Source organism: Methyloversatilis sp. S146-33 (assembly GCF_059552495.1).
Genome location: NZ_JCANOT010000037.1, coordinates 35538 through 58037, shown reverse-complemented (window position 1 = coordinate 58037; position 22500 = coordinate 35538). Strand labels below are relative to the sequence as shown.

Genomic DNA, 22500 nt, shown 5'->3' with positions numbered 1-22500 from the left:
GCTGGCTGGTCCGCTGCCCGGCGCGTGCGAGGAACACGACAATGGGCAAGTGCGGCGCAGTGTAAATGAGAACAGTTATTAGAAACTGGATGTTGCGGCATCGCAACAATCGATTCGTGTGCAATCAAAATTCCGCGCGGGTAGGTGGGTTGCGCGGACTGCCTCTGTGAGGTCCCCTCAGGTAGAATGAAAACTGTTCTCAACATCTGAACCACGGATATTGCAATGCCGACGCCTTCCGACGTGGAATCCCCGACGCCCGGTCCGACCGCCGGTTTCGCGCTCAGCAGCGCCACCGTTGGCGTGCCGATGACCGTAGTCGAGGTGCGCGCTGACGCCCGGGCGCCGGAGTGGGCCAGCCGGCTGCGCGAACTCGGGTTCATCACCGGCGAGCCCGTACGCGTGCTGCGTCGCGGTCAGCCGGGCGGCGAGCCGCTGGCGGTACGGGTCGGCGTGTCGACGTTTGCGCTGCGCCGCGCCGAAGCCGACTGCGTACTGGTGCGAGCGGCCGATGGAGCGGCAGCGTGACGCAGACGGTGGTCGATAGCAGCCGACTCGGCCCGGCCCTGCTGGCGCTGGTGGGCAACCCGAATTGTGGCAAGACCGCGCTGTTCAACCTGCTCACCGGCAGCCGGCAGAAGGTGGCGAACTATGCCGGCGTGACCGTCGAGCGCAAGGAGGGCGTCCTGCGCACGCCGTCCGGTCGCCGACTGGCGGTGCTCGATCTGCCCGGGACCTACAGCCTGACGCCGCATTCGCCGGACGAGCAGGTCACGTGTGATGTGCTGGCCGGGCGTCTGTCCGGCGAGCGCCGTCCCGATCTGATACTTGCGGTGGTCGATGCGACTCACCTGCCGCGTCAGCTCAGGCTGGTGCTTGGTCTGATGCGCCAAGGGCTGCCGGTGGTCGTTGCGCTAAACATGACCGACCTTGCCCGGGCGCGTGGCATCCACGTCGATGCCGAGGCGCTGTCGAAAGCGCTCGGCGTGCCGGTGGTGACCACGGTGGCGGTGAAGTCGGGCGGTGCCGACGCGCTGCTCGAACTGCTCGAGGACGTGCGACCGGGTGCCGCGCTGCCGGCAGCCGAGGCGGGCGACGTCGCTGACGACCACAGACGCGTGCGCGACATCCTCGCTTCGCTCGGGCTCGATACCGTTCAGGCGCACGCCTTCAGCGACCGCGCCGACCGCGTGCTGCTGCATCCGCTCGTCGGTCCGCTGCTGCTGTGCGCGCTGCTGTTCCTGATCTTCCAGGCGGTGTTCGCCTGGGCCGAGGCGCCGATGGGCTGGATAGAGGCGGCGACGGCCGCGATCGGCGAAGCGGTCGGAGCGGCGCTGCCGGATGGTCTGCTGCGCAGCCTGCTGGTCGATGGCATTGTGGCCGGGCTGGGCGGCGTGCTGGTCTTCCTGCCACAGATCGTCATCCTGTTCTTCTTCATCCTGCTGCTCGAGGAATCGGGCTATCTGCCGCGCGCCGCCTTCCTGCTCGACCGGCTGATGGGCGGCGTCGGGCTGTCCGGCCGCTCCTTCATTCCGTTGCTGTCGAGCTTCGCCTGCGCGATACCGGGCATCATGGCCACGCGCACCATCCAGAACCCGCGTGACCGCTGGGTCACCATCATGATCGCACCGCTGATGACCTGTTCGGCGCGATTGCCGGTGTATGCGCTGCTGATCGGCGCCTTCATTCCGTCGCGCACCGTTGCCGGCGGGCTGGAACTGCAGGGGCTGGTGCTGTTTGCGCTCTACCTGGCGGGCATCGTGTCGGCCATCGCCATCGCGTGGCTGCTCAAGCGCTTCGGTGCGCGCGACCTGACGCAGACGCTGATGATGGAACTGCCTGACTATCACTGGCCGTCGGTGCGCAATATCGCGATCGGCCTGTGGCAGCGGGTGCTCATCTTCCTGCGCCGGGTCGGCGGCATCATCCTCGCGCTGACCGTGCTGCTGTGGTTCCTCGCCACCTTCCCGTCGCCGCCGCCCGGCGCCACCGGGCCGGCGATCGAGTACAGCTTCGCTGGCACGCTGGGGCGCTTCCTGCTGCCGCTGTTCGAACCGGTCGGTTTCAACTGGCAGATCGCCGTGGCGCTGGTGCCCGGCATGGCGGCACGCGAGGTGGCAGTCAGTGCGCTGGGTACCGTGTATGCGCTGTCGGCCACTGCCGACGACACGGCACAGGCGCTGGCGCCGCTGATTTCGGCCAGCTGGGGGCTGCCCACAGCGTTGTCACTGCTCGCCTGGTTTGTGTTCGCGCCGCAATGTCTGTCGACGCTGGCGACCGTGCGGCGTGAGACCGGTGGCTGGCGGGCGCCGCTGCTGATGGCGGGCTATCTGTTCGGCCTGGCCTGGCTGGCGGCCTTCCTGACCTACCGCATCGCATCGGGAGTGAGCGGGTGATCTTGCTGACCGACTTCGTTGCGCTGTGTGCCGTGGCGCTGGCCGCGCTGGTGGCTGGTCGGGCGCTGCGCCAGTGGTGGCGCGCCCTGCGTGCGCCGTCTGCCGGTTGCGGCGGATGCAGCGACTGCAGCCGGCCGTCCGCGCTTCAGACGCGCCCGGACGGCGAGTCGAGCAGGTGCTGATAGACGTAGCTGCGCAGCAGTATCCAGCTCTGATTGTCCAGTTCGGCAAACTCGATGCCGCAGGCGATACCGCCGTCCGGCAGCGGATGGGCGTTGCGCACCGTGCCTTCGCACTGCACCTCGATGTCGACGAAATGCAGATTGAGCGGCAGCGTGAAGCTCAGCGTTTCCCCCACTTCGCCCGCGGCGGCGCTGCTGCGCAGTTCGGCCCCGGTGGCGCTCAGATTGGTGACGCGCACGGCGCGCGCGTCAGCGCCCTTGAGCTGTACCGCGATGTCGGTGCGGACGCGTTCTGCGCGGCGGATGCGACGGCTCGAGACCGCTGACGGAAACTCCAGGTGCAGGTATTCGTAGGGACTGACTGCGCGTTTGAGCACGCGGCTGTTGAAACTGAAGGCCTTGCGTCCGGAGAAGGTGCGCACCAGCACGGTGTCGCCCTCGATCAACGAGCCGCTCCAGTTCTTTTCGTCGGGCATGGTGACCAGCAGCGAACGGTCTTCGGTATAGCCGACCAGCCTGACGACGCGTGCGCCGCCGGTGATCTTGGCCGGTGGATCGAGCTGCATGCGGTCGCCGACCTTCAGGCCCATGCCGAGGAAGGTCGAAGTGCTGGATTCGATCGGATTGCTTGCCATCGGAGGATATCTGCCGTGTCGTGTGCCTGTCATGCCGCGCGCACTCGTGGTGCGCGAGCATCCGGGTTTACGGCGTGCCGATGGTCTCCTGAACCCCTCTCTACGCTTTTTTACCGATCAAGCCGGCTCGGCGATCAGCACGGTCCCGCCATCGTGCGCGTCATGCAGCAAGCGGCAACGCAAGCCGAAGGCCTGTGCCAGTTCGGGTGAGGCCAGCACGGCGGCGGGTGCGGCGTCGGCGCGGATGCGGCCGTCGGCCAGCAGCACCATGCGGTCGGCGTAGCGCGCGGCCAGATTCAGGTCGTGCACGATGGCCAGCACCGCACAGCCTCGACGCTGGGCGAATTCGCGTGCGCAGGCCAGCGTGCGGTGCTGCCAGGCGATGTCGAGCGCCGCCACCGGCTCGTCGAGCAGCAGCGCGTGCGCGCCTTCGGGTGCCGTCCAGATCTGCGCCAGCGCGCGCGCAAGGTGCACGCGTGCCTGCTCGCCGCCGGACAGCGTGGCGCAGATGCGTGCCGCCATGCCATCGACGCCGGTCAACGCCATGGCGGCACGGGCGATCTGCCGGTCTTCCGCGCCGGGGTGGCCGCGGTGGTGCGGGAAGCGGCCAAGCTCGACCACCTGGGCGGCGGTGTATTCGAGGTCAGTCCGCTGGTGCTGGGCATGCACGGCGCGCATCTGCGCCAGCGCAAGCGGTGCGATGTCCTGCAGCGCGGCGCCGGCACACAGCACGCTGCCGTGTGCGACGTCCATATCGCCGGCCAGTGCGCGCAGCAGCGTGGTCTTGCCGGCGCCATTCGGGCCGACCAGCGCCAGCAGTTCGCCCGGTTTCAGCGCGAGGGTCACGTCGTCGAGCAGCCGCCGACGGCCGGCGCGGACGGTCAGGTTGCGGGCGGCGAGCATGTCAGGTGCTTTCGTGCGCGGCGCGGCGGCGCAGCAGGGCGATGAAGAAGGGGGCGCCGAACAGTGCCGTCAGCACGCCTATTGGCAGTTCGGCCGGTGCTACCCAGGTACGGGCTGCACTGTCGGCCAGCACGACCAGCGCGGCGCCGCTCAGCGCGCTGGCCGGCAGCAGTCGGGCATGTGCCGGACCGACCAGCCGACGAGCGAGGTGAGGGGCGATCAGCCCGATGAAGCCCAACGTGCCGGTCAGCGCCGTGGTGGCGCCGACCGCTAGCGCGATCAGCAGCACGCAGCTGCGGTTCAGGCGCGCGGTGGCCACGCCGAGGTGTGCCGCCTGCGACTCGCCCAGCGCGAGCGCGTCGAGCGGTCCGGCGCGGCGCAACAGCGCGCCCAGCGCCAGAGCGACCGCCAGAGACGCCGCGACCACGCTGGGCCAGGTCGCGGCGGCGAGACTGCCCAGGGTCCAGAAGGTGAACTGCCGCACCTGCGCGTCGCTGCCCATGAACATGAGCAGACCGATGCCGGACATCGCCAGCGCATTGATGGCGATGCCCGACAGCAGCATCAGCGTGACCGAACTGCGGCCATTGCGGCGCGAGGCCGCGTACACGACGGCGGTGGTCAGCGCGGCGCCGGCGAAGGCGGCCAGCGGCAGTGCCGAACTGGCGAGCCAGCCACCCGCGCTCATCGCCCGCTCGCCGAGCACCACGACACAGGCGGCGGCCAGTGCCGCGCCGCTGCTGACGCCGACCAGCCCCGGGTCGGCCAGCGGATTGCGCATCAGGCCCTGCATCGCCGCACCGGCGATACCGAGACCGGCGCCGGCGATCACACCGAGCAGCACGCGCGGCAGGCGCAGCGTGCGCACCACCAGTTCGGCTTCGCTGCCGACGTCGGCACCGAACAGCGCGCCGAGCACCGCCATCGGCGACAGGCTGACCGCGCCGCTGCCCAGTGCGAGCACGACGATGCAGAACAGCGCCAGCGCGAGCGCCGGCAGTGCCAGCGAAGCAGGCGCCCCGGCCGACAGAGTGAGTGCGCGCGTACTCACGGCGCGCGCATCCGGCGCGCCAGCTCGCTCACCGCCTGCGGCAGACGCGGGCTGAAGCCCAGCATGCGCAGTGCGTCGAGGCTGACCAGCCGGTTCGCCCGCGCGGCCGGCAGCGCCGACAGACCCGGGCGGGCGAGGAAGGCCTTGGCGCCACCGGCGGCGGCGATGGCCTCGTCGGTCGTCACGATCACGTCGGGCGCGGCCGCCAGCGCCGCTTCCAGTGTCAGCGGCCGGTAACCGCGAAAGCGCCCGGCCATCACGTTGACGGCGCCGGCATAGCCCAGCATCGCGTCGGCCGCCGTGTCGTCGCCCGCCACCATCGGACTGCTGCCGCCATGGTCGAGGATGAACAGCGCGCGCGGCCGGCCGGGCAGGGCGCCGACCTCGCGTTGAGCCTCCTTCCAGTCGCGATCGAAACGCTCGGCCAGCGCGCGACCAGCGTCGTCCATCGCCAGCGCGCCCGCTACCGTGCGGATGGCGTTGCCGACCTGCGCCGCGCTGTGTTCCGGCGGTAGCTGGATCACCTGCACGCCGGCGCCGCGCAACTGCGTCAGCGTGACCGGCGGGCCGGCGTCGGCGGTGGCGATCAGGTGGGTGGGTCGCATCGACAGCACGCCCTCGGCCGCCAGCGCGCGTTGGTAACCCACCTTCGGCAGCGCCTGCGCGGAGGCCGGCCAGGTGCTGGTGGTGTCGGTCGCGACGATGCGGTCGGCCGCGCCGAGCGCATGGACGATTTCGGTCACCGCGCCGCCGACCGTGACCAGCCGCTGCGCCGGTGCGGCGACAACCGCCCCGGCGGCGAACAGCAGCGCCACCAGCGCGCTGCAGACCAGTTGGCGGCTCATGCCGCGAGGCTGTCGGCGGTGCCGAGCTGGGCCACCAGTGCACGCCAGTCCTCGCGCTCCGGCTTGCCCGGTTTGCGCTCGCCAAAGAACAGCGCAATGGTTTCGCCGGCGGCGTCGAGCAGTTCGACCGAGGTGACTACGCCATCAGCAGTCGGCTTGCGCACGATCCAGGTCTGGTCGACCAGGTCCTGCCGCAGGTGTAGGTTGAAACCGGGGTCGAGCACGTTGAGCCAGGGCCCCATCACTTCGACACGATGTACCGGCCCGGTGTGGATCTGGATCATGCCCGGGTTGCCGACGAAGCACATGACCGATACCCCGTCGGCGGCCGCGACTTCGAGCAGCGAACGCGTCAGATCGTTGCCGATCCGGTTGGCGTGGCCTTCGGGCGCGATCTGCATGGCCTGCCGGCGCGACACCTTGTGCCGGCGCAGCAGCGGGAAGAAGTCGTGCGTGTCCTGCATGCCCAGCCAGTCGCGGCGGAAGGCGACGGCGTCGATGGCGTCGAGTGGCGTCTCGTCTTCGGCGGGCGCGCTGCGCGGTGCGACCTTTTCGCCGGCGCCCTGGTCGGTGGCGGTGAACTCGGCGACCAGCCGGTCCCAGGCCGCGAGATCGGTGCCGGCGCGCGAGAACACCTTGTGCACGGCGTCGCCGTGCACGTCATAGAACTGCAGGCTGCGCGACTCGCCCTTCGGACCCTGTTCGGTCACTGCGTAGCCGTATGCCCAGCGACCGTAGAAGATGCGCAGGTCGATGGCGCTGCCCAGCGCCAGACCGACCTTGGCGTCGCCGGACATCTGTTCGAAGCACCCGGTCTTTTCGTGGACGGCTGCTTCGTTGCGCGTCAGCGCCATCACCTCGCCCAGCTCGGGCATGCGGCGGAACAGTGTGTCGAAGGGCGCGCTCAGGCGCACGGCGTCGCGGCCGACGCCACTGGCAATCGCTTCGCCCTCGCTGATGCCGAGGGCTGCGGCGGCGTCGCGATTGCGCAGGCGGCGCTCCGCCTTCAGTGCGTGGAAGGTGTGATAGAGGCTTTCGGGATCGGTGTGCGGTGTCATCGCGGTCTCCCGGTATCAGGCGCGACGACGTGCCAGGGCGCCGAGCAGGCCCAGACCGGCAGCCAGCGACATCCAGGTCGCCGGTTCCGGCACCGGCTGAGCGAGTACGGCGAGCTGGTCGAGGCTGAGGTGCGCTTCCGAACTGGTGAAACTGAACTGCAGCGACAGCGGATCGGTGACCGCCCAGGTCCAGTAGGCTTCTTCCTCGCTGCCACCGAAGCCGCCGAGCGCGGCACTGTAGCTGACCACCTTGTTCGCGGCGATGCCATTGAGCGTGGCGACGGTGTCGGCCGCCGTGCCCTGGGTGGCGATGCGCAGCCACACATTCCAGGTACCGCTCTGCACGACGTCGAGGTCGACCAGGAAGGACGCTGCGCCGGCGGCGCTGTACAAGTTGCCGCTGCCGGTCAGGAAGCTACCGGCGCCCGGGTTGAGCTGACTCACGCTGCCACTGCCGGCGATGTCGGGCGTGGCGTCGGTGGTGAAGCTGTCGAACACGTTCCACTCGGCATAGACGCTGCCGCTGGCCCACGGCGTGGCCGCGGAGCTGCCGTTGCCGTCATGACCGGCGAGCGGGGTATCCCAGCTGGCGCTGGTGGCGAAGGCGGCGGTGGATGACAGTGCGCACAGGGCGCCAGCGGACAGCAGAAGGCGGAAAGACATGATGGACCTCGTTCTGAGCCATCCATCCCTTCCCCGCGAAGGCGATCGATCAGGCGGTTTCTGTGATTTGAAAACCTGCTCCGCGGCCCCGCGCCGCCGGAGTGTGCTGCGTCGCGCCGGCCTCAGCCGGGCGCGAAATCGATGACGTACCGATACTGCTTGCCGCAGTCGATGATGACTTCCTTCTGGCCGCGCTTGAGCAGACGGACCTCGACGCTCAGCGAGCCGAAGCCGTCGTGCCGGATCAATTCATCCAGCAGGGCGGACAGGCGCACCTTCAATGCTTCGGTCGGTTCGTTGCCTGAGGCGGACATGGATGCTTGCGGTTTGGCCGCGGACGGTCGATTTCTTTAAATGATAATGATTCGCAGTATGGTGTCAAGCCTCAGGCATGACGACAGCGCTGCGCAGCATCGCGGCGTGGGCGAGCGAAGGGGAACGAGATGAATGCAAGGGCCTGGAGGCGGCCGCCAGTGAGGAGCGGGGCGACGTTGCGCCGCCCCGCTGGGTGATCAGTTGCCGACCTTGCGCAGAACGAAGCGGCTGGCCAGCCCGGTGGCGTCACCGCGATCTTCCAGCACGTCGAGCAGCAGGGCGCCTGAGCCGAGCTGATCGAGCGCCGACGGTGCGATCCAGTACTCGCAGCCGGCCACTTCGCCCAGCTTGACGTCATGATCGTCGACCGGCAGCGAGCCAACCGGGCGGCAGCGCGGCTGCAGTACGTCGCCGGTCGCGTCGTGCAGGAACATCAGTGGCCCGTAGCGTGCCGACAGCCGGATGATGAGCATGACGGCATCGACACTGGCCGCCAGCCCCGGAAGTTCGGACGGGTCGGGCATGAGGCCGAGGCAGTAGGGGTCGGATGGGTGTGGCATGGTGCGGTCATTCAATGGAGGTGGCGGCCCGTCCGCTGCCGCGCGTCGGTGCGTGGCGCCGCGTTCCGGGCGGGGCGTGCCGGCGCGCAGTCTTCGACAGCTTTAGAACGGCCATGCTGGCAGACATCGGGCGTGACTCCTGTGCGCAAAGACAGGATGGGCGGGGCGCCCCTCGCCGGGGCGTCGCGGAAACAGGCCGTCCCAGCAAGAGCCGAGCCAAGTGCGGTGAATGGCGTTGGAGCATGATTAGGAATGGTTTTTCCCGCAGGGCGTACATTCAAACGCAGTGATGTGTCCATTTACGGTGCATGACGGTGTTCATGCGTGCAACGCATGTTTCATTTGCATGTCATTGATTGGGCGCGGAAATCCAGTACAGGAGCGCATTCTTGCAGTACCGCACCGTTCTCAACATATGAAATATTGTTCAGAACCTCATCGTCACCGACAGCTTCGCCGCCCGCCCCGGCGCCTGTATGCCGACCGCACCGGCGAAGCCGTCCTGCAGGCAGTAGGTTTCGTTGGTCAGGTTGTCGAGGTTGAAGCGCATTTGCGTGTCACGCGTCATCTGCCAGCTCGCGAACAGGTCGTACAGGCGCACGCCGTACTGCGTGCCTATCGTGCCAACGCCGGGCACGACCAGTGTGCCCGGGCGCGAGCACACGGTGGCCGTGGTGCTGGTGGCCGCTCTACGGTCCGCGATGTCGCGCATTCGCACGCCAGCCTCGACCCGCCCGTCGAAACCGCGCACGCCGGCGCTGATGCTCAGCGTGTCGCCAGGCACGCCATAGAGCGCGTAGTCGGTGCCGGCCACCGCATTGGTGATGCGGCCGTCAATCTCCGACCAGGACAGTGACGAGAAGGCGTGCCGTCCGTCGTAGCTGATTTCGAGTTCGGTGCCTTTGCGCCGCTCCTTGCCCGGCTGGCCGACTTCGCCGCCGATATTGCTCAAGGACGTGAGCAGATGACGGGTGTGGATGTCGTAATAGGTCACCCGCGCCTGCCAGCGGCCGTCGCGCGGTGAGGACGGCTGCGGCATCCAGGCCAGCGTCAGTTCGTGGTTCGACGATTCCTGAGGCCGGTAGAGCGCTCCGCAGATTTCGTTGTCGGGTGCGAGGTCGAGTGCAGGATCGTAGGTCTGACCGTAGCCTGACGGATCGTACAGCGGTTCCGGGTAGAGCACCGGGTTGCCGGGCAAGGCCCAGCCGGCGCTTTTTGCGCAGCGACTGGCGAAACTGCCGCGTGCGAAGTACTCATCAACCAGCGGCGGGCGGAACGCTTCGTGGTAGCGCACGGTGGCCGACCAGTCGCTGCGCGGGATGCGCCAGGTGAGCGCCGCTGCGGGCGACAGCTTGACGAAGCGGATGTCCGGCGACTGTCCGGCGGCGATCATGTTGGTGCGTGTCTGGTCCTCGGCGCTGACGTGGTAGCGGTCCAGCCGGGCGCCCGGCGTGAAGGTGAAGGCGCCGAGCGTGAACGCGTTCTCTACGATCAGCGCATCCGACACCTTGTCGCCCGGCGGTTGCGCTTCGTTGAAACCGTTCGGGTAGACCTGCTGGTTGGTCAGCGCGCGCGAGGTGACGCGCGAAATGTCGCGGCTGTTGCGTATGCCTTGGTAGCCCACGCTGAGTACGCCCTGCAGTTCGCCGATTGCATAACGCGTGTCATTGAACACTTCGGCGGTCCAGATCGAGTATCGCCAGGCGTCGTCGCAGCGGTCGATGCGGAAAGCCGCCGGAAAGGCGGTCGATGGCGATACGCAGATGCGGCTCTGCGTAATGCGGTGTACATCGTCCAGGTCGGTCGTTTCGTAGGCGAGGGTGCCGCGCAGCGCGATCCACGAGTCGGCTGGCGCGTAGTTCACGCGCAGATTGGTGGTGGTGTCCTCGATGCTGCGTTCGACCACGCCGAACTGGCCCGCACTGCCGGCCGTCGCGTCATAGGGCGCGCGCTCGGGGCCACCGGTGTAGTAGGTCTGGCTCAGTTCCAGCGTCAGGTCGTCGCTGGCGTAGAAAGTGGCCTTGGCGAAGCGGCTTTCCGAATGGACGGCAGTCAGGTCGAGCCGGCTGCGGTCGGGCAGGCGGATGTCGTCGGAGTCGCGCCGGGCGATCGACACGACCAGATCGAGATAGCCGTTCGGCCGACCGTATACCGTCACCATGCGCAGCCGCTCGCTGCTGTTCGCGTTGTAGCCGTACTTGATCTGGCTGCCGAAGCGTTCTCCCGGCCGCAGGTAGTCGGCGGCGGATTTCGTGGTGGCCGAGATGGTGCCGCCGAGCGCACCCGAACCGGATTTCAGCGACGGCCCGCGCTCGATTTCGATGGCTTTCAACAGTTCGGGTTCGATGAACACGCCGCTGCCGAAGCGGTACTTCTCGAAGCCTTTCACTGCGCCGTCGATCTTGAACAGCACGTCTTCGTTGTCGGAGAAGCCGCGCAGATTGAATTTCATGCCGCTGGCACGAGGGCCGCCGTCGACGGCGACACCCGGCACATCCTTCAGCAGGTCGAATATCGTGCCCGCTTGGCGGCGTTCGATCGCCTCGGGTCCTATCGTCGTGACTGGCCGATCGGGCGTCAGTTCGACCGCGGGCGGACGGACGTCCTCGCGTGTGTCGCGCACCTGGATTTCCGGCAGCGTGACGACGTCCTCCTCGGACGGCGCACCGTCCTGCGCGGCGCACGCGAGCGGCCACATCAGCGCCAGCAGCAGCCGCGGACGCGGGGGAATTCGGTGTTTCAAGATGTCTTGACAGTCTGGATGGGCGAACGCATGCGGGCGGCACCCGCGAGGGCACCGCCCGCACGCGGCGAAATAGACTCAGTGCTGACGCGTACGCCGGCGGGCGACCAGCGTGATCACCGCCATGCCGCCAAGTAGCAGGGCCGCGGTTTGCGGTTCCGGCACCGGTGCGGCAACCAGCTGGTCGATCTGGAAGGCCTGCGACTGCGCGTGGTTGTCGGTGGCGAAGGTGATGCGGAAGCTGTCCACCGGCACCGTCGCGCCGAGGCTGGCCAGGTTCCAGGTGAAGGTGAGGTGGTTGGGATTGTTCGGGTCGGAGGCGACGAATTCACCGGTGAAGAAATCGGTGTAGCCCAGGTTCTCGCTCGCCTGCGCGCTGGAGAGCAGGAACTGCTCGCCGCCGTTGAAGCTGAGGCGCGGCAGGTTGTTCGGCGCCAGCACGCCGTAGATGCCGTTGCTGCCGGTGCTCACGTTGATATAGGTCTGGAACACGATGCTGGTCAGGCCGTCGGCCGCATCGCTGACCACCATTTCGAAGGTCGAGCCGTTGCCGGCGAACTGGTACAGGCCGGAGGAGGCCGGATAGGCGCCGCCGGAGGTGCGTCTGAGCACGGCGCCGCCTTCGGTTTCGCTGTTCGACGCGATGCCGGCAGCCAGTTGCGTGGCGGTGATGCGGGCGGCGGTCAGGTTGTTGAAACCGTCTGTAGCGACCGAGCCTTCGATGTCGTCGAAGGCGCTGTGGGTGGTGTTCGCGTAGGCGGAACCGGCGAGTGCGAAGCAGGCGGCCGCGAGCAGCGGCTTCGCGAACGGACGCAGGCGATGATGGATCATGGGTGACCTCTCTCGATGAACGGACGATGGGGTGCGCGGCCTGAAAACAGGCCTCGCGTACAGGACGCCGCATTGCAAGAGGGGCGCCGGGCGGTATGCGGGCAGGTCATGAATGCTCCATGCGTTGCATGACTGGCTGGCCGCGGTTGCCGGCTGGCTGGCAGGTGGGCCGGCCCGGAGGCCGGCGGGAAATCCGCGCGTCAGACGCGCAGGGCGTAGAACTCGACCACTTTCTGAGCTTCGAACGCGAAGGGCGTGGCGTCACCCGGCGGCAGGTGAGCCAGACGCAGGCTCAGCGCCGATTCGTCGAAGGCGATCCATTCGGCACGTTCCAGCGCCGGCGTCTGCAGTGCATCGACCACGCTCTGCACTTTGCGACCCTTGTCGGTCAGCGTTATGGTGTCGCCCACGCGCACGCGGATGGACGGGATGTTCACCCGCCGCCCATTGAGCAGCACATGACGGTGACGGACCAGCTGGCGAGCGGCCGGAATGGTCGGTGCCAGACCGCCGCGGAACACGATGTTGTCGAGCCGGCGTTCCAGCAGTTCGACCAGCTTTTCGCCGGTCGGCAGCTTGGAGCGCTCGGCCTCCTTGAACACCGCGCGCAACTGGGTTTCGGTCAGACCGTAGTTGTAGCGCAGCTTCTGCTTTTCCATCAGCTGGGCGCCGAATTCCGACTTGCGGCGGTTCGGGCGGTTGCCGTGCTGGCCCGGGGGCGCAGTGCGGTTTTCGGCCGTCTTGCGGGTCAGGCCGGGGAGGTCGGTGCCGAGTGCGCGCAGCACGCGCAGGCGGGGGCCGGTGTAGCGGGACATGGATGCTCCGGGGCAGGGGTTTCAGTGCGCGGCACGCACGGCCAGATCGCCGACCGTGTGCAGCGTCCAGCGGTTGATCAGGGCGCCGCAGACCTCGCGCATCAGCGGGTCGGCGCGTTCGTCGTCGGCCACCACTTCGAGATGGCGAATCACCATCTGCGCCACTTCAGGGCAGGGCCGTTCGGCGAAACGGGTCATCACGAACAGCGTGGCAGCGGCGAGCGTGCTCGGACTGGCTTCGCCGGCATGCTGGTGTTCCAAGGTCATGGTGCATCCTCCGTCTGGGCGGCGCCTGGGCTGCCTGGCGCGGGTGCCGCGGGTGCTGTCGGGGAAGCTGGCGGGTGTCTGCGGGGACCTGCGGTGCAGACGGTGGCTGGCGCGCGTTCTCTTTTTGATGAGAACGATTCGCATTACATCATCGGTGCAGAGGGCTGTCAAGCATCGTTCGCCGACGGATGCAAAGAAAAACGGCCACCCCGCAGGGTGGCCGTATCGTCGTGCGGAGGGTGCCGATCTACTTCGCCGCGGACGGATCGGTGACGAAACCGATGCGGGTGAGTCCGAGGCGGGCCGCCTCGCTCATCACGTGCGCCACCGAACGGTAGGGCACGTTCTGGTCGGCGCGCAGCTGGATCTCGGCGTTCTTGTCCTTCGCCGCGGCCTCCTGCAGCTTGGCTTTCAGCGTATCGGTGTCGATCTTCTCGCCGGCCCAGTAGAGCTGCTCGTCGGGGCCGATGGCGATCTGGATGTTTTCCGGCGGCAGCGTGTTGGCGCTGGTCGATTCCTTGGGCAGGTCGACCTTGACCGCGTGCGTCAGCAGCGGTGCGGTCACCATGAAGATGATGAGCAGCACCAGCATCACGTCGATCAGCGGAATCATGTTGATTTCCGCCATCGGTCCGTCGTCGTCCTGCTCGAAACTTGCAAATGCCATGTCCGGGCTCCCGATCAGTGCGCGTTGCGCGCGGCTTCGCGGCCGCGTTCGACCAGCGACAGCACGCGGTCACCGGTGGCCTTCGGATCGTTCGAGCCGCTGTCCTTGACGCCGGTCGACAGCATCACGAACACGTCATGCGCGAAGCTGTTCAACTCGGCCATCACGTTGCGCGTCGAGCGGGCGAAGAAGTTGAACGCAAGTGCTGCCGGGATGGCGGTCGCCAGACCGATGGCGGTCATGATCAGCGCCTCGCCGACCGGGCCGGCCACCTTGTCCAGCGTGCCCTGACCCGACATGCCGATGGCCAGCAGTGCGTGGTAGATGCCCCAGACGGTGCCGAGCAGACCGATGAAGGGCGCACTGGAGGCGACCGAGGCGAGGAAGGTCTGGCCGTATTCCATGCGGCTGCGATCGCGTTCGATCGAGCGCTTCAGCGCGCGGGTCAGGAACTCGTCGGCGCTGCCGGTGGCGATCAGGCCACGCGTGCCGGCATTGCCACTGCGCAGGGTTTCGACCGCGCTGAAACCTTCGTGCACCAGGTGCGAGAACGGGTCGGTCACGCCGTGCGAACGCATGTCGCGCGCCACGTCTTCCAGCGACGAGGCGTTCCAGAAGCGGTCGAGGAAGGTGCCGCTCGCGCGACGCTGGCGGAAGGCCACGATGCCCTTGAGCACGATGAGGAACCAGGTACCGATGGAGGCCAGCACCATCAGCACGAGGATGGTGGTTGCGACACCGTCTGCATTCGACAGAAAGTGCGCAAAGCCGAGGGACTCATTCATTCAAATTTCTCCTGATGGAAGCCTGATGCAAAAGTTGGCCGCCGCGCAGTGTACGCCTGACGCGGACGGGAACAAATCACGAGTTGAGACCGAAGTCGATCGGTATGTCGGCCAGACCGGCAACCGGTTCTTCGCCGCGCCGGGCGGGAACGAACTTCCACTTGCGCACCGCCTCGAGCGCCGCTTCGTCCAGACGCGGGAAACCGCTGGACTTCCGCACCTCGACATTGGTCGGCAGACCATTCACGTCGACCATCACGCGCAGCATCACGCGACCGGCTTCACCCAGGCGCTTGGACATCGGCGGATAGGCCGGGCGCGGGTTCTGCAGATAGGCGACGTTGAATTTTGGCGGGGTGACCGGCGGCGGCGCGATCGCCGGCGCCGCCGTGACCGGCGCCGGTGACGGCTCGCTGACAGGCGGTGCATCGATGGCGACCGGTTCCGGCGGCGCCGGCGGTTGCGGTGCAACGGTGGCACTGGTCGGCGCGTCGGCGGCGGCCGCGATCTGCGGCAGCGGCTGTTCCTTGCGCACCGGTTTGACCGGTTTCACCACCGGCTTCGGTTGTTCGGGCTCGACCCGCTTCACTTCCTGCGGAGGTTCCGGCGGCGCCATCGGCAGCGGTTCAGGGGCGATCAGCGTGGCCTGCATGATCATCGGCGGCGCCTCCAGCGCCGTCGGGTTGTGCACGATCCACAGCAGTGCGGCGGCGTGCAGCAGCACCGCGCCGGCGAGCGACATGCCGCGCAGCGGAAGACCCGCCGACGGGGTGCCGGAAACCGTCTCGCGACGGACGACGCGGCTGGCGGGGTGTGTCAGGCCCGCCCCCGCGGACTGCACGAAGGAAGCTTCGGAAGGAACGAATGCGGCGCTGCTCATCGGGCCGCTCCGACGGAGAGGTGGGGCGTGAAGTCGTGCATCGATCGTCGGCGTTCTGTGAGTTCAGGAATGCGGTGTGCCGGCCTGCGCGGGCGCAGGCTGGGCGGATGCTGCGGGGGCGGCCGTGAGCTGATCGAACAGGCGGGTCGCCGGGAAGGCGGTCAGCAGCCACAGCGCGGCGACACTGAGCAGTGCCGACAGTGCGCTGCGCAGCAGGGGTGTGCGCGGCGTTGCGGGTTCGGCGTGGCGGCTGTTCATGGCGGTTGTACGGACTGCGCCCGGGCGGAACCGACCCGTCGCGGACGGGCCGGCATGGCAGTTCCGTCGGGAAACCGCCGCGTGCGTCAGCTGCCGAGTTCTCCCATTGCGGACTGCGTGTAGTTCTGCAGCCCCATCTTGTCTATCAGGTCCAGCTGGGTTTCCAGCCAGTCGATGTGTTCCTCGGTGTCGGCGAGGATCTTGCGGAACAGGTCGCGCGAAACGTAATCGCCCGCGCTTTCGCTACAGGAGATCGCGTCCTTCAGCGTCGCGTGCGACTGCTGTTCGATCTTCAGATCGGCGCCGAGCATTTCCGGCACGTTCTCGCCGATCAGCAACTTGTGCAGGTCCTGCAGATTGGGCAGGCCTTCCAGCAGCAGGATGCGTTCGATCAGCATGTCCGCATGCTTCATTTCCTCGATCGACTCGTGATACTCGTGGTCGCCGAGCTTGGTCAGGCCCCAGTTCCGGTACATGCGCGCATGCAGGAAGTACTGGTTGATCGCAGTCAGTTCGTTGACCAGCTGCTTGTTCAGGTACTGCAGAACCTTCTTGTCGCCTTTCATGAGACTTCTCCTGGTCAGGCGGTGCCACAACGGTGACGCCTGACCGAATTCTAGGCCGTCGCAAGGCGAGTGCGGCGACCTGTTTATGCGAGGTATCAGGCCGCGGCGGCTTCTGCGTGTGCCCGGTGAAGACGGATCGGCTGCAGTTCGGCGCGGGCGGCGTCAATCACTTCCTTGGCGGCGCGCACGCAGCGCCCGCAGTCGCGGCAGCAGCCGAGCTGGCCGGCGACGTCGCGCACGGTGCGGCATCCGGTATGCACTGCGGCCTTGATGTCCCGGTCGGTCACCGGTTCGCACAAGCAGATGTACATGGCTCTATTTGGTCAGGATGAGTTTTCCGTTGCGCGTCAGCCGCAGCGAGTACATCTCGCCGCCGTGATTGATCGCGACCTGTTTGCGCCCGCCCAGCAACTGGCTCGAATCGAGCGCAGGCGGCGTCGGAGCAGCGGCGCTCTGCGTTGCCGGTTGCGGTGCCTGCGACGGAGGAGCGGATTGAGTCATTCGCCAATGGGCATAGAAATGAGAATGGTTCGTATTAGTACAGAAGCGAGGGGCGGTGTCAAGCGCGGCATGTGCGCTTCCCGCACATCGAAGTGCAACGATCGGTGACGCCCGCCCCTACAATCGCGGGATGGACAGAAACGCCCCTGATCACATGCCGGCCGACGCACCGTTCTGCCCGGTTCATCACCCGGACTTCATTCCCCATCCGGACCATGCCGAACAGGCGGTCAGCCGCGTGCTGTGGCTCAGCGCCCTGGCCATGGTTGCCGAGATCGTCACCGGCTACCTGTCGGGCTCGATGGCGCTGCTGGCCGACGGTTGGCATATGGGGACCCATGTGGCGGCGATGGCGATCAGTGCATTCGCCTACACCTATATGCGCGCGCACCGCGGCAGCGCCCTTTACAGCTTCGGACCGGGCAAGGTGTCCTACCTCGCCGGCTACTCGTCCAGCCTGCTGCTGGCCGGCGCAGCGCTGTTCATGATCGTCGAGTCGGCGGCGCGGCTGCGTGCGCCGCACGCGATCCACTACGACGAAGCGCTGCTGGTGGCACTGGTCGGTCTGGCGGTCAACCTGATCAGCGCCTGGCTGCTGCACGACAAGGGCGGGCATGCGCACCATGGACATGCTCACAGTCACGATCACGCTGACCACCACGCCCATCATCAGGGCGGGCACGACGACCACAATCTTCGCGCCGCCTATCTGCACGTGGTGGCTGATGCGCTCACCTCGATCGCGGCGATCGCCGCGCTGGTGGCAGGCAAGTGGGCTGGCATGAACTGGCTGGATCCGCTGGTTGCGGCGCTGGGCGGACTGCTCATCCTGCGCTGGGCCTGGCATCTGGCGCGCGACAGTGCCACCGTGCTGCTGGACCGCCAGGTCGAAGGCAGCGTGTTCGACGCCGTGCTCGGTCATGTCGATGACTGGGGCGGTCGGCCGCTGGACGTCCACCTGTGGCTGCTGGCGCCCGGACGTCACGCGCTGGCGCTTACCGTGGCGGCGTCGCCGCGGCTTGACCCGGAGGTGCTGCGCGCGCGTCTTGCCGGCGAGAAGACGCTGGCGCACGTGACGCTTGACCTGAGGGTGATCGACGACGCTTCTGGTGCGGCGCAACAATCGCTATAATCGCGGGCTTTTCACAAGGAGCGAGACATGGGTCTGGAACGAGTTCCGTCGGGCAAGGATCTGCCCAACGATTTCAACGTTGTGATCGAAATCCCGATGCATTCGGACCCGGTCAAGTACGAAGTGGACAAGGAGTCGGGCGCCGTCTTCGTCGATCGCTTCATGTCGACCGCCATGCACTACCCGTGCAACTACGGCTACATTCCGCACACCATCGCCGGCGACGGTGACCCGGTCGATGTGCTGGTGATGTCGCAGTTCGCGCTGCCGCCGGGCGTGGTCGTGCGTTGCCGTCCGATCGGCATGCTGAAGATGGTCGATGAGGCCGGTGAGGATGCGAAGCTGCTGGCCGTGCCGGTGGACAAGCTCACTCCGATGTACCGCTCGGTGCAGAGCCCGCGCGACCTGCCGCAGATCCTGCTGGACCAGATTTCGCACTTCTTCGAGCACTACAAGGATCTCGAGCCGGGCAAGTTCGTCAAGGTGCAGGGCTGGGGCGATATCGAGGACGCCAAGAAGGAAATCATGGCAGGCGTCGAGCGCTATCAGCAGGCCGAAGAGAAGCCGAACTACTGAGTTCGAACTACGGCGAGTCCGGCGCCCCGCCGCGCGTGCGGTAGGGCGTGCGCTCCTCCAGTTCGTTGATGTGCAGTGCGATGCCGGCGCGCTCCCGTTCGAGGTAGCGCGCCACCGCATCGGAAAAGTCCTCGTCGCGCAGCCAGTGCGCCGACCACGTGCGTACGGGCGTGAAACCGCGCGCCATCTTGTGCTCGCCCTGGGCACCCCCCTCGAAAGCCTGCAGGCCGCGTTCGATCGCGTATTCGATGCCCTGGTGGTAGCAGGCCTCGAAATGCAGGCAGGGTACGTATTCCATTTCCCCCCAGTAGCGTCCGTACAGCCGTGTGTCGTCGCGCAGGTTCAGTGCGCAGGCGACGTCCAGCCCGTCACGCGACGCGATCACCAGCATCAGTGATTGCGGCGTGCGTTCGCGCAGCAGCTCGAAGAAGCGGGCATTCAGATAGGGGCGCTGTCCGCGCACGCGGTAGGTGTTGCGATAGCAGGCGACAAACAGGGCCAGTTCCGCGTCGCTGATGTCGGCGCCGTCGATGCGCCTGAGCGTGACGCCGGCGTCGCGCACGCGTCGACGCTCCTGGCGTATCTTCTTGCGCTTGTCGGCACTCAGCGTGGCGAGGAATTCGTCGTGGCTGCGATAGCCGGCGTTGTGCCAGTGGAACTGTACGGATTCACGCAGCAGCAGCCTCGACGTGTCGATCGCCGCCAGTGCCGCGGCGTCCGGAAACAGCAGGTGCGCCGACGACACGCCGAGCGCACGTGCGTGTGCGATCCAGGCGTCGAGCAGCACAGCGCGCGCGGCGGTGTCCTGCGCCAGCAGTCGCGGGCCGGGAACCGGCGTGAAGGGCACGGCGCACAGCAGCTTGGGGTAGTACTCGCGTCCGCTGCGCTCCAGCGCCTCGGCCCAGGCCCAGTCGAACACGTATTCGCCGTAGCTGTGCGACTTCAGATAGCCGGGCAGGGCGGCGACCAGACGCTCGCCTTCGTATAGCGCGAGGTGATCCGGCTGCCAGCCGGTATCGGGCGACACGCAGCCGGACGCCTCGAAAGCGTCGAGCAGTGCGTGCGACAGCGTGGCGTGACCGCCGGTGAGCGCGTCCCACTGCGCCGCGTCGATGTCCGCCATCGACGCATGCCGTTCGACGCGCAGGCTGTCGCGCTTCATGCCTGCGATCAGTCGTACTTGATGTACTTGAAGCGCGGATCGTCCGGCGTACCGGCGAGCGCGCTGCCTTCTTCCGCGCCCGGTTGCCACATGATCACGTCCTCGATCTTCTTCGCCAGCTGGAAGTCGCGCTCGGTCACGCCTTTGGCTTCGTGATTGACCAGCTTCACGATCACGAAGGCATAGGACACGGCGAGATCCGGGTGATGGAAGGCGGCCTCGGCCAGATGACCGACCGTGTTCACCACCATCAGTGTGCCCTTCCAGCCGCTGGTCTTGTACTTGCGGCGGATCCAGCCGTCCTCGTAATACCACTTCGGCAGTTCCGCCTTCAGGCGGGCATCGATTTCCTCCGGCGTGAAGGCTTCGTTCGGGCCGGCTTTTCTCCACTGCGACATATCGGTCTCCTTGAGTAACGCCACTCCGACCACTGCAAGCTGCATGCGTTGCGCACGCCGGAATGAAAAAACGCGCTGCATGCACCAGACGAGCCGGGCCGTGCAGCGCGCGCGGGATTCGGCCGGACCCGGGGGCCCGGCCGGTCGCTCAGGACGCGAAGTTCGCGGCGGCGAAGTCCCAGTTCGCCAGGCTGGCGAGGAAGGTGTCCACGAAATCCGGGCGACGGTTGCGGTAGTCGATGTAGTAGGCGTGTTCCCACACATCGATGGTCAGCAGCGGCTTGGCGTCGGAGGTCAGCGGGGTGCCGGCGCCGCTGGTGTTGACGATGTCCAGCGTACCGTCGGTCTTTTTCACCAGCCAGGTCCAGCCGGAGCCGAAGTTGCCGACGGCCGAGGCCTTGAAGGCCTTCTTGAACTCGTCGAAGCTGCCCCACTTGGCGTCGATCGCGGCCGCCAGGGCGCCGCTCGGGGCGCCGCCGCCAGCCGGCTTCATGCTGTTCCAGAAGAAGGAGTGGTTCCACACCTGGGCCGAGTTGTTGAACACGCCGCCGGCCGGGGCCTTCTTGACGATGGCTTCCAGGTCGAGGTTCTCGAACTCGGTGCCCTTGATCAGGTTGTTCAGGTTGGTGGCGTAGGCTTGATGGTGCTTGCCGTAGTGAAATTCCAGCGTTTCACGAGAAATGTGCGGTGCCAGTGCGTCGAGCGCGTAGGGCAGCGGAGGCAGGGTGTGTTCCATGTTTTTTCTCCCAGTCGGTCGGTTCAAAGCCAAGTCCATGAGTGTATGGCCGGCCATCGGTCAGCACAAGGCGAGTCAGTCGGCGGCGCCGGAATCCGGGTATGAATGGCTGACTTCGACGTCCGCGTGGCCGCGAGCGAAGTCTATGCGCAGCGGCTGCCTGTGCATCAGCGTGGCGGCGTCCCGGACGATGCGGCCCTCGGTGTCGCGCACCATGGAGTAGCCGCGTGACAGCACTGCGGTCGGATCGAGCTGAGCGAGTTGCGTCGCGCCGAGGTGCGCGCGCTGGCGGGCGTGATCCAGGCGGGTGTGCATGGCGTGGCGCAGCTGTTCTGCCAGCCGCGACAGGGTTGCCTGCCGCATCGCCTGCGTCGGACGTGCGAGCCGCAGGCGCATCGCCAGTGCTTCGGCCCGCCGCTGCGCCTGTGCCCGCTGTGCCGCATGAGCGCGACGCAGCCTGTCGTAAAGGCCATGCAGCCTGTCGTGTGCGATGCCCATCTGTCTTGCAGGCGGCCGCAGTCGGGCGGCGAGGTCGTCGAGTTTCTGCCCGTGTGCATCGAGCCGGCTGCGCAGCGCCCGGGCAAGACGGGCACTCAGCGTGCGCAGACGTCCCGCCGCTTCGACGTGGCCGGCGCTGACCAGTTCGGCGGCTGCGGTCGGCGTCGCTGCGCGCACATCGGCGACGAAGTCGGCAATCGAGAAATCCGTTTCGTGGCCGACGCCGCTGACCACCGGTACCGGACAGGCGGCGATGGCGCGCGCTACACGCTCGTCGTTGAAGGCGGCCAGATCCTCGGCGGAACCGCCGCCGCGCACCAGCAGCACGACCTCGGCGTCGACGCTGCCCGCCTGACTGATCGCGGTAGCGATCTGCCGCGGGGCGTCTACGCCCTGCACCAGACAGGGCAGCAGCACGATCTCCAGATGCGGTGCGCGCCTTGCCAGCGCCGCCAGCACGTCGCGCAGTGCCGCCGCGCCCGGTGAGGTGACGATGGCCAGCCGGGCGGGCAGGGCGGGCAGCGGCCGCTTGCGCGCCGCGGCGAACAGGCCTTCGGCCGCGAGTTGCGCCTTCAGCCGGAGGAAGGCTTCGTACAGATCGCCGACACCGGCGCGGCGCATAGCGTCGACGGTGAGCTGAAAATCGCCGCGCGCCTCGTACAGCGACACCTGGGCGCGCACCTCCACCCGCAGTCCCGCCTTCGGTTCGAAGGGCAGCAACTGGCTGCGGCTGCGGAACATGACGCAACGCACCTGCGCCGCCTCGTCCTTCAGCGAGAAGTAAAGATGGCCTGATGCGGCCCGTGTCACACCGGACAGCTCGCCACTGACCCAGAGCACCGGAAACTGGCGCTCCAGCGCGAGACGCGCGCGTCGCGCGAGCTCCGACACGGCGATGGCGGCAGAGCTCTTGCTGTCTTCATTGACTGTATTCATGAATCGATTTTCGCGACGTCGTCGACACCGACGCGGCTGTCATGGAAGCTTAATTTTTGATCGGCGTAAGGAAAACGCTTACCCCGAGGCGAGTTAGCAAAGCCGCTCAGACAAAACCCACACAGTTATCCACAATTTCTG

General features: G+C 67.2%; 27 protein-coding genes. 4 read left to right on the top strand and 23 right to left on the bottom strand.

Going from position 1 to position 22500, the window contains the following annotated elements; all coding sequences use genetic code 11:
• Positions 1–225 precede the first annotated feature (225 nt).
• Positions 226–528, top strand: coding sequence for a FeoA family protein (locus tag AC51BJ_RS15475; protein WP_430433715.1), 303 nt, complete (start codon positions 226–228; stop codon positions 526–528).
• Positions 525–2396 carry a ferrous iron transporter B gene (feoB, locus tag AC51BJ_RS15470; protein ID WP_430433716.1) on the top strand — a complete coding sequence of 624 codons (1872 nt, stop codon included), beginning with the start codon at positions 525–527 and terminating at the stop codon, positions 2394–2396. Before AC51BJ_RS15475 ends, feoB begins: the two co-directional genes overlap by 4 nt.
• Before the next feature lie 145 nt (positions 2397–2541).
• Here feoB and AC51BJ_RS15465 read toward each other — a convergent pair whose 3' ends face one another.
• The 19 genes from AC51BJ_RS15465 to hemP all read right to left on the bottom strand — a co-directional run bounded on the left by AC51BJ_RS15465 (position 2542) and on the right by hemP (position 16921).
• A complete protein-coding gene (locus AC51BJ_RS15465) occupies positions 2542–3213 on the bottom strand; it encodes a flagellar brake domain-containing protein (protein WP_496280806.1) in 672 nt (223 codons plus the stop codon).
• A gap of 117 nt (positions 3214–3330) precedes the next feature.
• A complete protein-coding gene (locus AC51BJ_RS15460; RefSeq protein WP_430433718.1) occupies positions 3331–4116 on the bottom strand; it encodes a heme ABC transporter ATP-binding protein in 786 nt (261 codons plus the stop codon).
• A 1-nt stretch (position 4117) separates the two neighbouring features.
• On the bottom strand, positions 4118–5167 hold the full coding sequence (locus AC51BJ_RS15455) for a FecCD family ABC transporter permease (RefSeq protein WP_496280805.1): 1050 nt from the start codon (positions 5165–5167) through the stop codon (positions 4118–4120).
• The gene (locus AC51BJ_RS15450; protein WP_496280804.1) at positions 5164–6012 is read right to left on the bottom strand and encodes a heme/hemin ABC transporter substrate-binding protein; all 849 of its coding nucleotides are present in this window, start codon (positions 6010–6012) and stop codon (positions 5164–5166) included. Before AC51BJ_RS15450 ends, AC51BJ_RS15455 begins: the two co-directional genes overlap by 4 nt.
• Positions 6009–7070 carry a hemin-degrading factor gene (locus tag AC51BJ_RS15445; RefSeq protein ID WP_496280803.1) on the bottom strand — a complete coding sequence of 354 codons (1062 nt, stop codon included), beginning with the start codon at positions 7068–7070 and terminating at the stop codon, positions 6009–6011. The genes AC51BJ_RS15450 and AC51BJ_RS15445 overlap by 4 nt, the downstream gene beginning before the upstream one ends.
• Positions 7071–7085: 15 nt before the next feature.
• Positions 7086–7733 (bottom strand): PEP-CTERM sorting domain-containing protein, encoded by a 648-nt coding sequence (locus AC51BJ_RS15440; protein ID WP_496280802.1) that lies wholly within the window; start codon positions 7731–7733, stop codon positions 7086–7088.
• A 122-nt stretch (positions 7734–7855) separates the two neighbouring features.
• A complete protein-coding gene (locus tag AC51BJ_RS15435; RefSeq protein ID WP_430433723.1) occupies positions 7856–8047 on the bottom strand; it encodes a hypothetical protein in 192 nt (63 codons plus the stop codon).
• Between the two features lie 198 nt (positions 8048–8245).
• Positions 8246–8608: a DUF779 domain-containing protein gene (locus AC51BJ_RS15430; protein ID WP_430433724.1), complete on the bottom strand. Its 363-nt coding sequence runs from the start codon at positions 8606–8608 to the stop codon at positions 8246–8248.
• Positions 8609–9035: 427 nt separating this feature from the next.
• The gene (locus AC51BJ_RS15425; RefSeq protein ID WP_496280801.1) at positions 9036–11351 is read right to left on the bottom strand and encodes a TonB-dependent receptor domain-containing protein; all 2316 of its coding nucleotides are present in this window, start codon (positions 11349–11351) and stop codon (positions 9036–9038) included.
• 78 nt (positions 11352–11429) lie between these two features.
• On the bottom strand, positions 11430–12182 hold the full coding sequence (locus tag AC51BJ_RS15420) for a PEP-CTERM sorting domain-containing protein (protein WP_496280800.1): 753 nt from the start codon (positions 12180–12182) through the stop codon (positions 11430–11432).
• Between the two features lie 200 nt (positions 12183–12382).
• On the bottom strand, positions 12383–12997 hold the full coding sequence (gene rpsD / locus AC51BJ_RS15415) for a 30S ribosomal protein S4 (protein ID WP_019918578.1): 615 nt from the start codon (positions 12995–12997) through the stop codon (positions 12383–12385).
• 21 nt (positions 12998–13018) lie between these two features.
• A complete protein-coding gene (locus AC51BJ_RS15410) occupies positions 13019–13264 on the bottom strand; it encodes a hypothetical protein (RefSeq protein ID WP_430433727.1) in 246 nt (81 codons plus the stop codon).
• A 247-nt stretch (positions 13265–13511) separates the two neighbouring features.
• Complete coding sequence (locus AC51BJ_RS15405; protein WP_019918576.1) at positions 13512–13931, bottom strand: ExbD/TolR family protein; 420 nt, start codon at positions 13929–13931, stop codon at positions 13512–13514.
• Between the two features lie 14 nt (positions 13932–13945).
• The gene (locus tag AC51BJ_RS15400; protein ID WP_020164367.1) at positions 13946–14716 is read right to left on the bottom strand and encodes a MotA/TolQ/ExbB proton channel family protein; all 771 of its coding nucleotides are present in this window, start codon (positions 14714–14716) and stop codon (positions 13946–13948) included.
• Positions 14717–14792: 76 nt separating this feature from the next.
• Complete coding sequence (locus AC51BJ_RS15395) at positions 14793–15596, bottom strand: energy transducer TonB (protein ID WP_496280799.1); 804 nt, start codon at positions 15594–15596, stop codon at positions 14793–14795.
• 63 nt (positions 15597–15659) lie between these two features.
• Positions 15660–15854, bottom strand: a complete 195-nt coding sequence (locus AC51BJ_RS15390) for a hypothetical protein (protein ID WP_430433729.1) — start codon at positions 15852–15854, stop codon at positions 15660–15662.
• Positions 15855–15940: 86 nt separating this feature from the next.
• A complete protein-coding gene (gene bfr, locus AC51BJ_RS15385; protein WP_019918572.1) occupies positions 15941–16420 on the bottom strand; it encodes a bacterioferritin in 480 nt (159 codons plus the stop codon).
• Positions 16421–16515: 95 nt separating this feature from the next.
• On the bottom strand, positions 16516–16731 hold the full coding sequence (locus tag AC51BJ_RS15380; protein ID WP_304003487.1) for a (2Fe-2S)-binding protein: 216 nt from the start codon (positions 16729–16731) through the stop codon (positions 16516–16518).
• 4 nt (positions 16732–16735) lie between these two features.
• Positions 16736–16921, bottom strand: coding sequence for a hemin uptake protein HemP (gene hemP / locus AC51BJ_RS15375; RefSeq protein ID WP_430433730.1), 186 nt, complete (start codon positions 16919–16921; stop codon positions 16736–16738).
• A 130-nt stretch (positions 16922–17051) separates the two neighbouring features.
• Here hemP and dmeF point away from each other — a divergent pair, with 130 nt between their 5' ends.
• Together dmeF and ppa are read left to right on the top strand one after the other, a co-directional pair.
• Positions 17052–18053, top strand: coding sequence for a CDF family Co(II)/Ni(II) efflux transporter DmeF (gene dmeF / locus AC51BJ_RS15370; protein WP_496280798.1), 1002 nt, complete (start codon positions 17052–17054; stop codon positions 18051–18053).
• A gap of 27 nt (positions 18054–18080) precedes the next feature.
• A complete protein-coding gene (gene ppa / locus AC51BJ_RS15365; protein WP_019918568.1) occupies positions 18081–18629 on the top strand; it encodes an inorganic diphosphatase in 549 nt (182 codons plus the stop codon).
• 7 nt (positions 18630–18636) lie between these two features.
• Here the strand turns inward: ppa and AC51BJ_RS15360 are convergent, their stop codons facing one another.
• From AC51BJ_RS15360 to xseA, 4 genes are all read right to left on the bottom strand, one after another.
• The gene (locus AC51BJ_RS15360; RefSeq protein ID WP_496280797.1) at positions 18637–19791 is read right to left on the bottom strand and encodes a GNAT family N-acetyltransferase; all 1155 of its coding nucleotides are present in this window, start codon (positions 19789–19791) and stop codon (positions 18637–18639) included.
• An 8-nt stretch (positions 19792–19799) separates the two neighbouring features.
• Positions 19800–20189, bottom strand: a complete 390-nt coding sequence (locus AC51BJ_RS15355) for a 4a-hydroxytetrahydrobiopterin dehydratase (RefSeq protein ID WP_304003482.1) — start codon at positions 20187–20189, stop codon at positions 19800–19802.
• Positions 20190–20337: 148 nt separating this feature from the next.
• The gene (locus tag AC51BJ_RS15350; RefSeq protein WP_304009383.1) at positions 20338–20925 is read right to left on the bottom strand and encodes a superoxide dismutase; all 588 of its coding nucleotides are present in this window, start codon (positions 20923–20925) and stop codon (positions 20338–20340) included.
• Between the two features lie 75 nt (positions 20926–21000).
• Positions 21001–22359, bottom strand: a complete 1359-nt coding sequence (xseA, locus tag AC51BJ_RS15345) for an exodeoxyribonuclease VII large subunit (RefSeq protein ID WP_496280796.1) — start codon at positions 22357–22359, stop codon at positions 21001–21003.
• Positions 22360–22500 lie beyond the last annotated feature (141 nt).

What these genes read in the sequence shown, in the direction of transcription:
- AC51BJ_RS15395 (WP_496280799.1), bottom strand. Translation starts at nt 15,596, where the DNA reads ATGAGCAGCGCCGCATTCGTTCCTTCCGAAGCTTCCTTCGTGCAGTCC.
- AC51BJ_RS15420 (WP_496280800.1), bottom strand. Translation starts at nt 12,182, where the DNA reads ATGATCCATCATCGCCTGCGTCCGTTCGCGAAGCCGCTGCTCGCGGCC.
- AC51BJ_RS15390 (WP_430433729.1), bottom strand. Translation starts at nt 15,854, where the DNA reads ATGAACAGCCGCCACGCCGAACCCGCAACGCCGCGCACACCCCTGCTG.
- AC51BJ_RS15450 (WP_496280804.1), bottom strand. Translation starts at nt 6,012, where the DNA reads ATGAGCCGCCAACTGGTCTGCAGCGCGCTGGTGGCGCTGCTGTTCGCC.
- AC51BJ_RS15435 (WP_430433723.1), bottom strand. Translation starts at nt 8,047, where the DNA reads ATGTCCGCCTCAGGCAACGAACCGACCGAAGCATTGAAGGTGCGCCTG.
- ppa (WP_019918568.1), top strand. Translation starts at nt 18,081, where the DNA reads ATGGGTCTGGAACGAGTTCCGTCGGGCAAGGATCTGCCCAACGATTTC.
- AC51BJ_RS15405 (WP_019918576.1), bottom strand. Translation starts at nt 13,931, where the DNA reads ATGGCATTTGCAAGTTTCGAGCAGGACGACGACGGACCGATGGCGGAA.
- AC51BJ_RS15350 (WP_304009383.1), bottom strand. Translation starts at nt 20,925, where the DNA reads ATGGAACACACCCTGCCTCCGCTGCCCTACGCGCTCGACGCACTGGCA.
- AC51BJ_RS15460 (WP_430433718.1), bottom strand. Translation starts at nt 4,116, where the DNA reads ATGCTCGCCGCCCGCAACCTGACCGTCCGCGCCGGCCGTCGGCGGCTG.
- AC51BJ_RS15430 (WP_430433724.1), bottom strand. Translation starts at nt 8,608, where the DNA reads ATGCCACACCCATCCGACCCCTACTGCCTCGGCCTCATGCCCGACCCG.
- AC51BJ_RS15440 (WP_496280802.1), bottom strand. Translation starts at nt 7,733, where the DNA reads ATGTCTTTCCGCCTTCTGCTGTCCGCTGGCGCCCTGTGCGCACTGTCA.
- AC51BJ_RS15465 (WP_496280806.1), bottom strand. Translation starts at nt 3,213, where the DNA reads ATGGCAAGCAATCCGATCGAATCCAGCACTTCGACCTTCCTCGGCATG.
- rpsD (WP_019918578.1), bottom strand. Translation starts at nt 12,997, where the DNA reads ATGTCCCGCTACACCGGCCCCCGCCTGCGCGTGCTGCGCGCACTCGGC.
- dmeF (WP_496280798.1), top strand. Translation starts at nt 17,052, where the DNA reads ATGGACAGAAACGCCCCTGATCACATGCCGGCCGACGCACCGTTCTGC.
- bfr (WP_019918572.1), bottom strand. Translation starts at nt 16,420, where the DNA reads ATGAAAGGCGACAAGAAGGTTCTGCAGTACCTGAACAAGCAGCTGGTC.
- AC51BJ_RS15410 (WP_430433727.1), bottom strand. Translation starts at nt 13,264, where the DNA reads ATGACCTTGGAACACCAGCATGCCGGCGAAGCCAGTCCGAGCACGCTC.
- AC51BJ_RS15355 (WP_304003482.1), bottom strand. Translation starts at nt 20,189, where the DNA reads ATGTCGCAGTGGAGAAAAGCCGGCCCGAACGAAGCCTTCACGCCGGAG.
- AC51BJ_RS15475 (WP_430433715.1), top strand. Translation starts at nt 226, where the DNA reads ATGCCGACGCCTTCCGACGTGGAATCCCCGACGCCCGGTCCGACCGCC.
- AC51BJ_RS15400 (WP_020164367.1), bottom strand. Translation starts at nt 14,716, where the DNA reads ATGAATGAGTCCCTCGGCTTTGCGCACTTTCTGTCGAATGCAGACGGT.
- hemP (WP_430433730.1), bottom strand. Translation starts at nt 16,921, where the DNA reads ATGACTCAATCCGCTCCTCCGTCGCAGGCACCGCAACCGGCAACGCAG.
- AC51BJ_RS15380 (WP_304003487.1), bottom strand. Translation starts at nt 16,731, where the DNA reads ATGTACATCTGCTTGTGCGAACCGGTGACCGACCGGGACATCAAGGCC.
- xseA (WP_496280796.1), bottom strand. Translation starts at nt 22,359, where the DNA reads ATGAATACAGTCAATGAAGACAGCAAGAGCTCTGCCGCCATCGCCGTG.
- AC51BJ_RS15360 (WP_496280797.1), bottom strand. Translation starts at nt 19,791, where the DNA reads ATGAAGCGCGACAGCCTGCGCGTCGAACGGCATGCGTCGATGGCGGAC.
- AC51BJ_RS15445 (WP_496280803.1), bottom strand. Translation starts at nt 7,070, where the DNA reads ATGACACCGCACACCGATCCCGAAAGCCTCTATCACACCTTCCACGCA.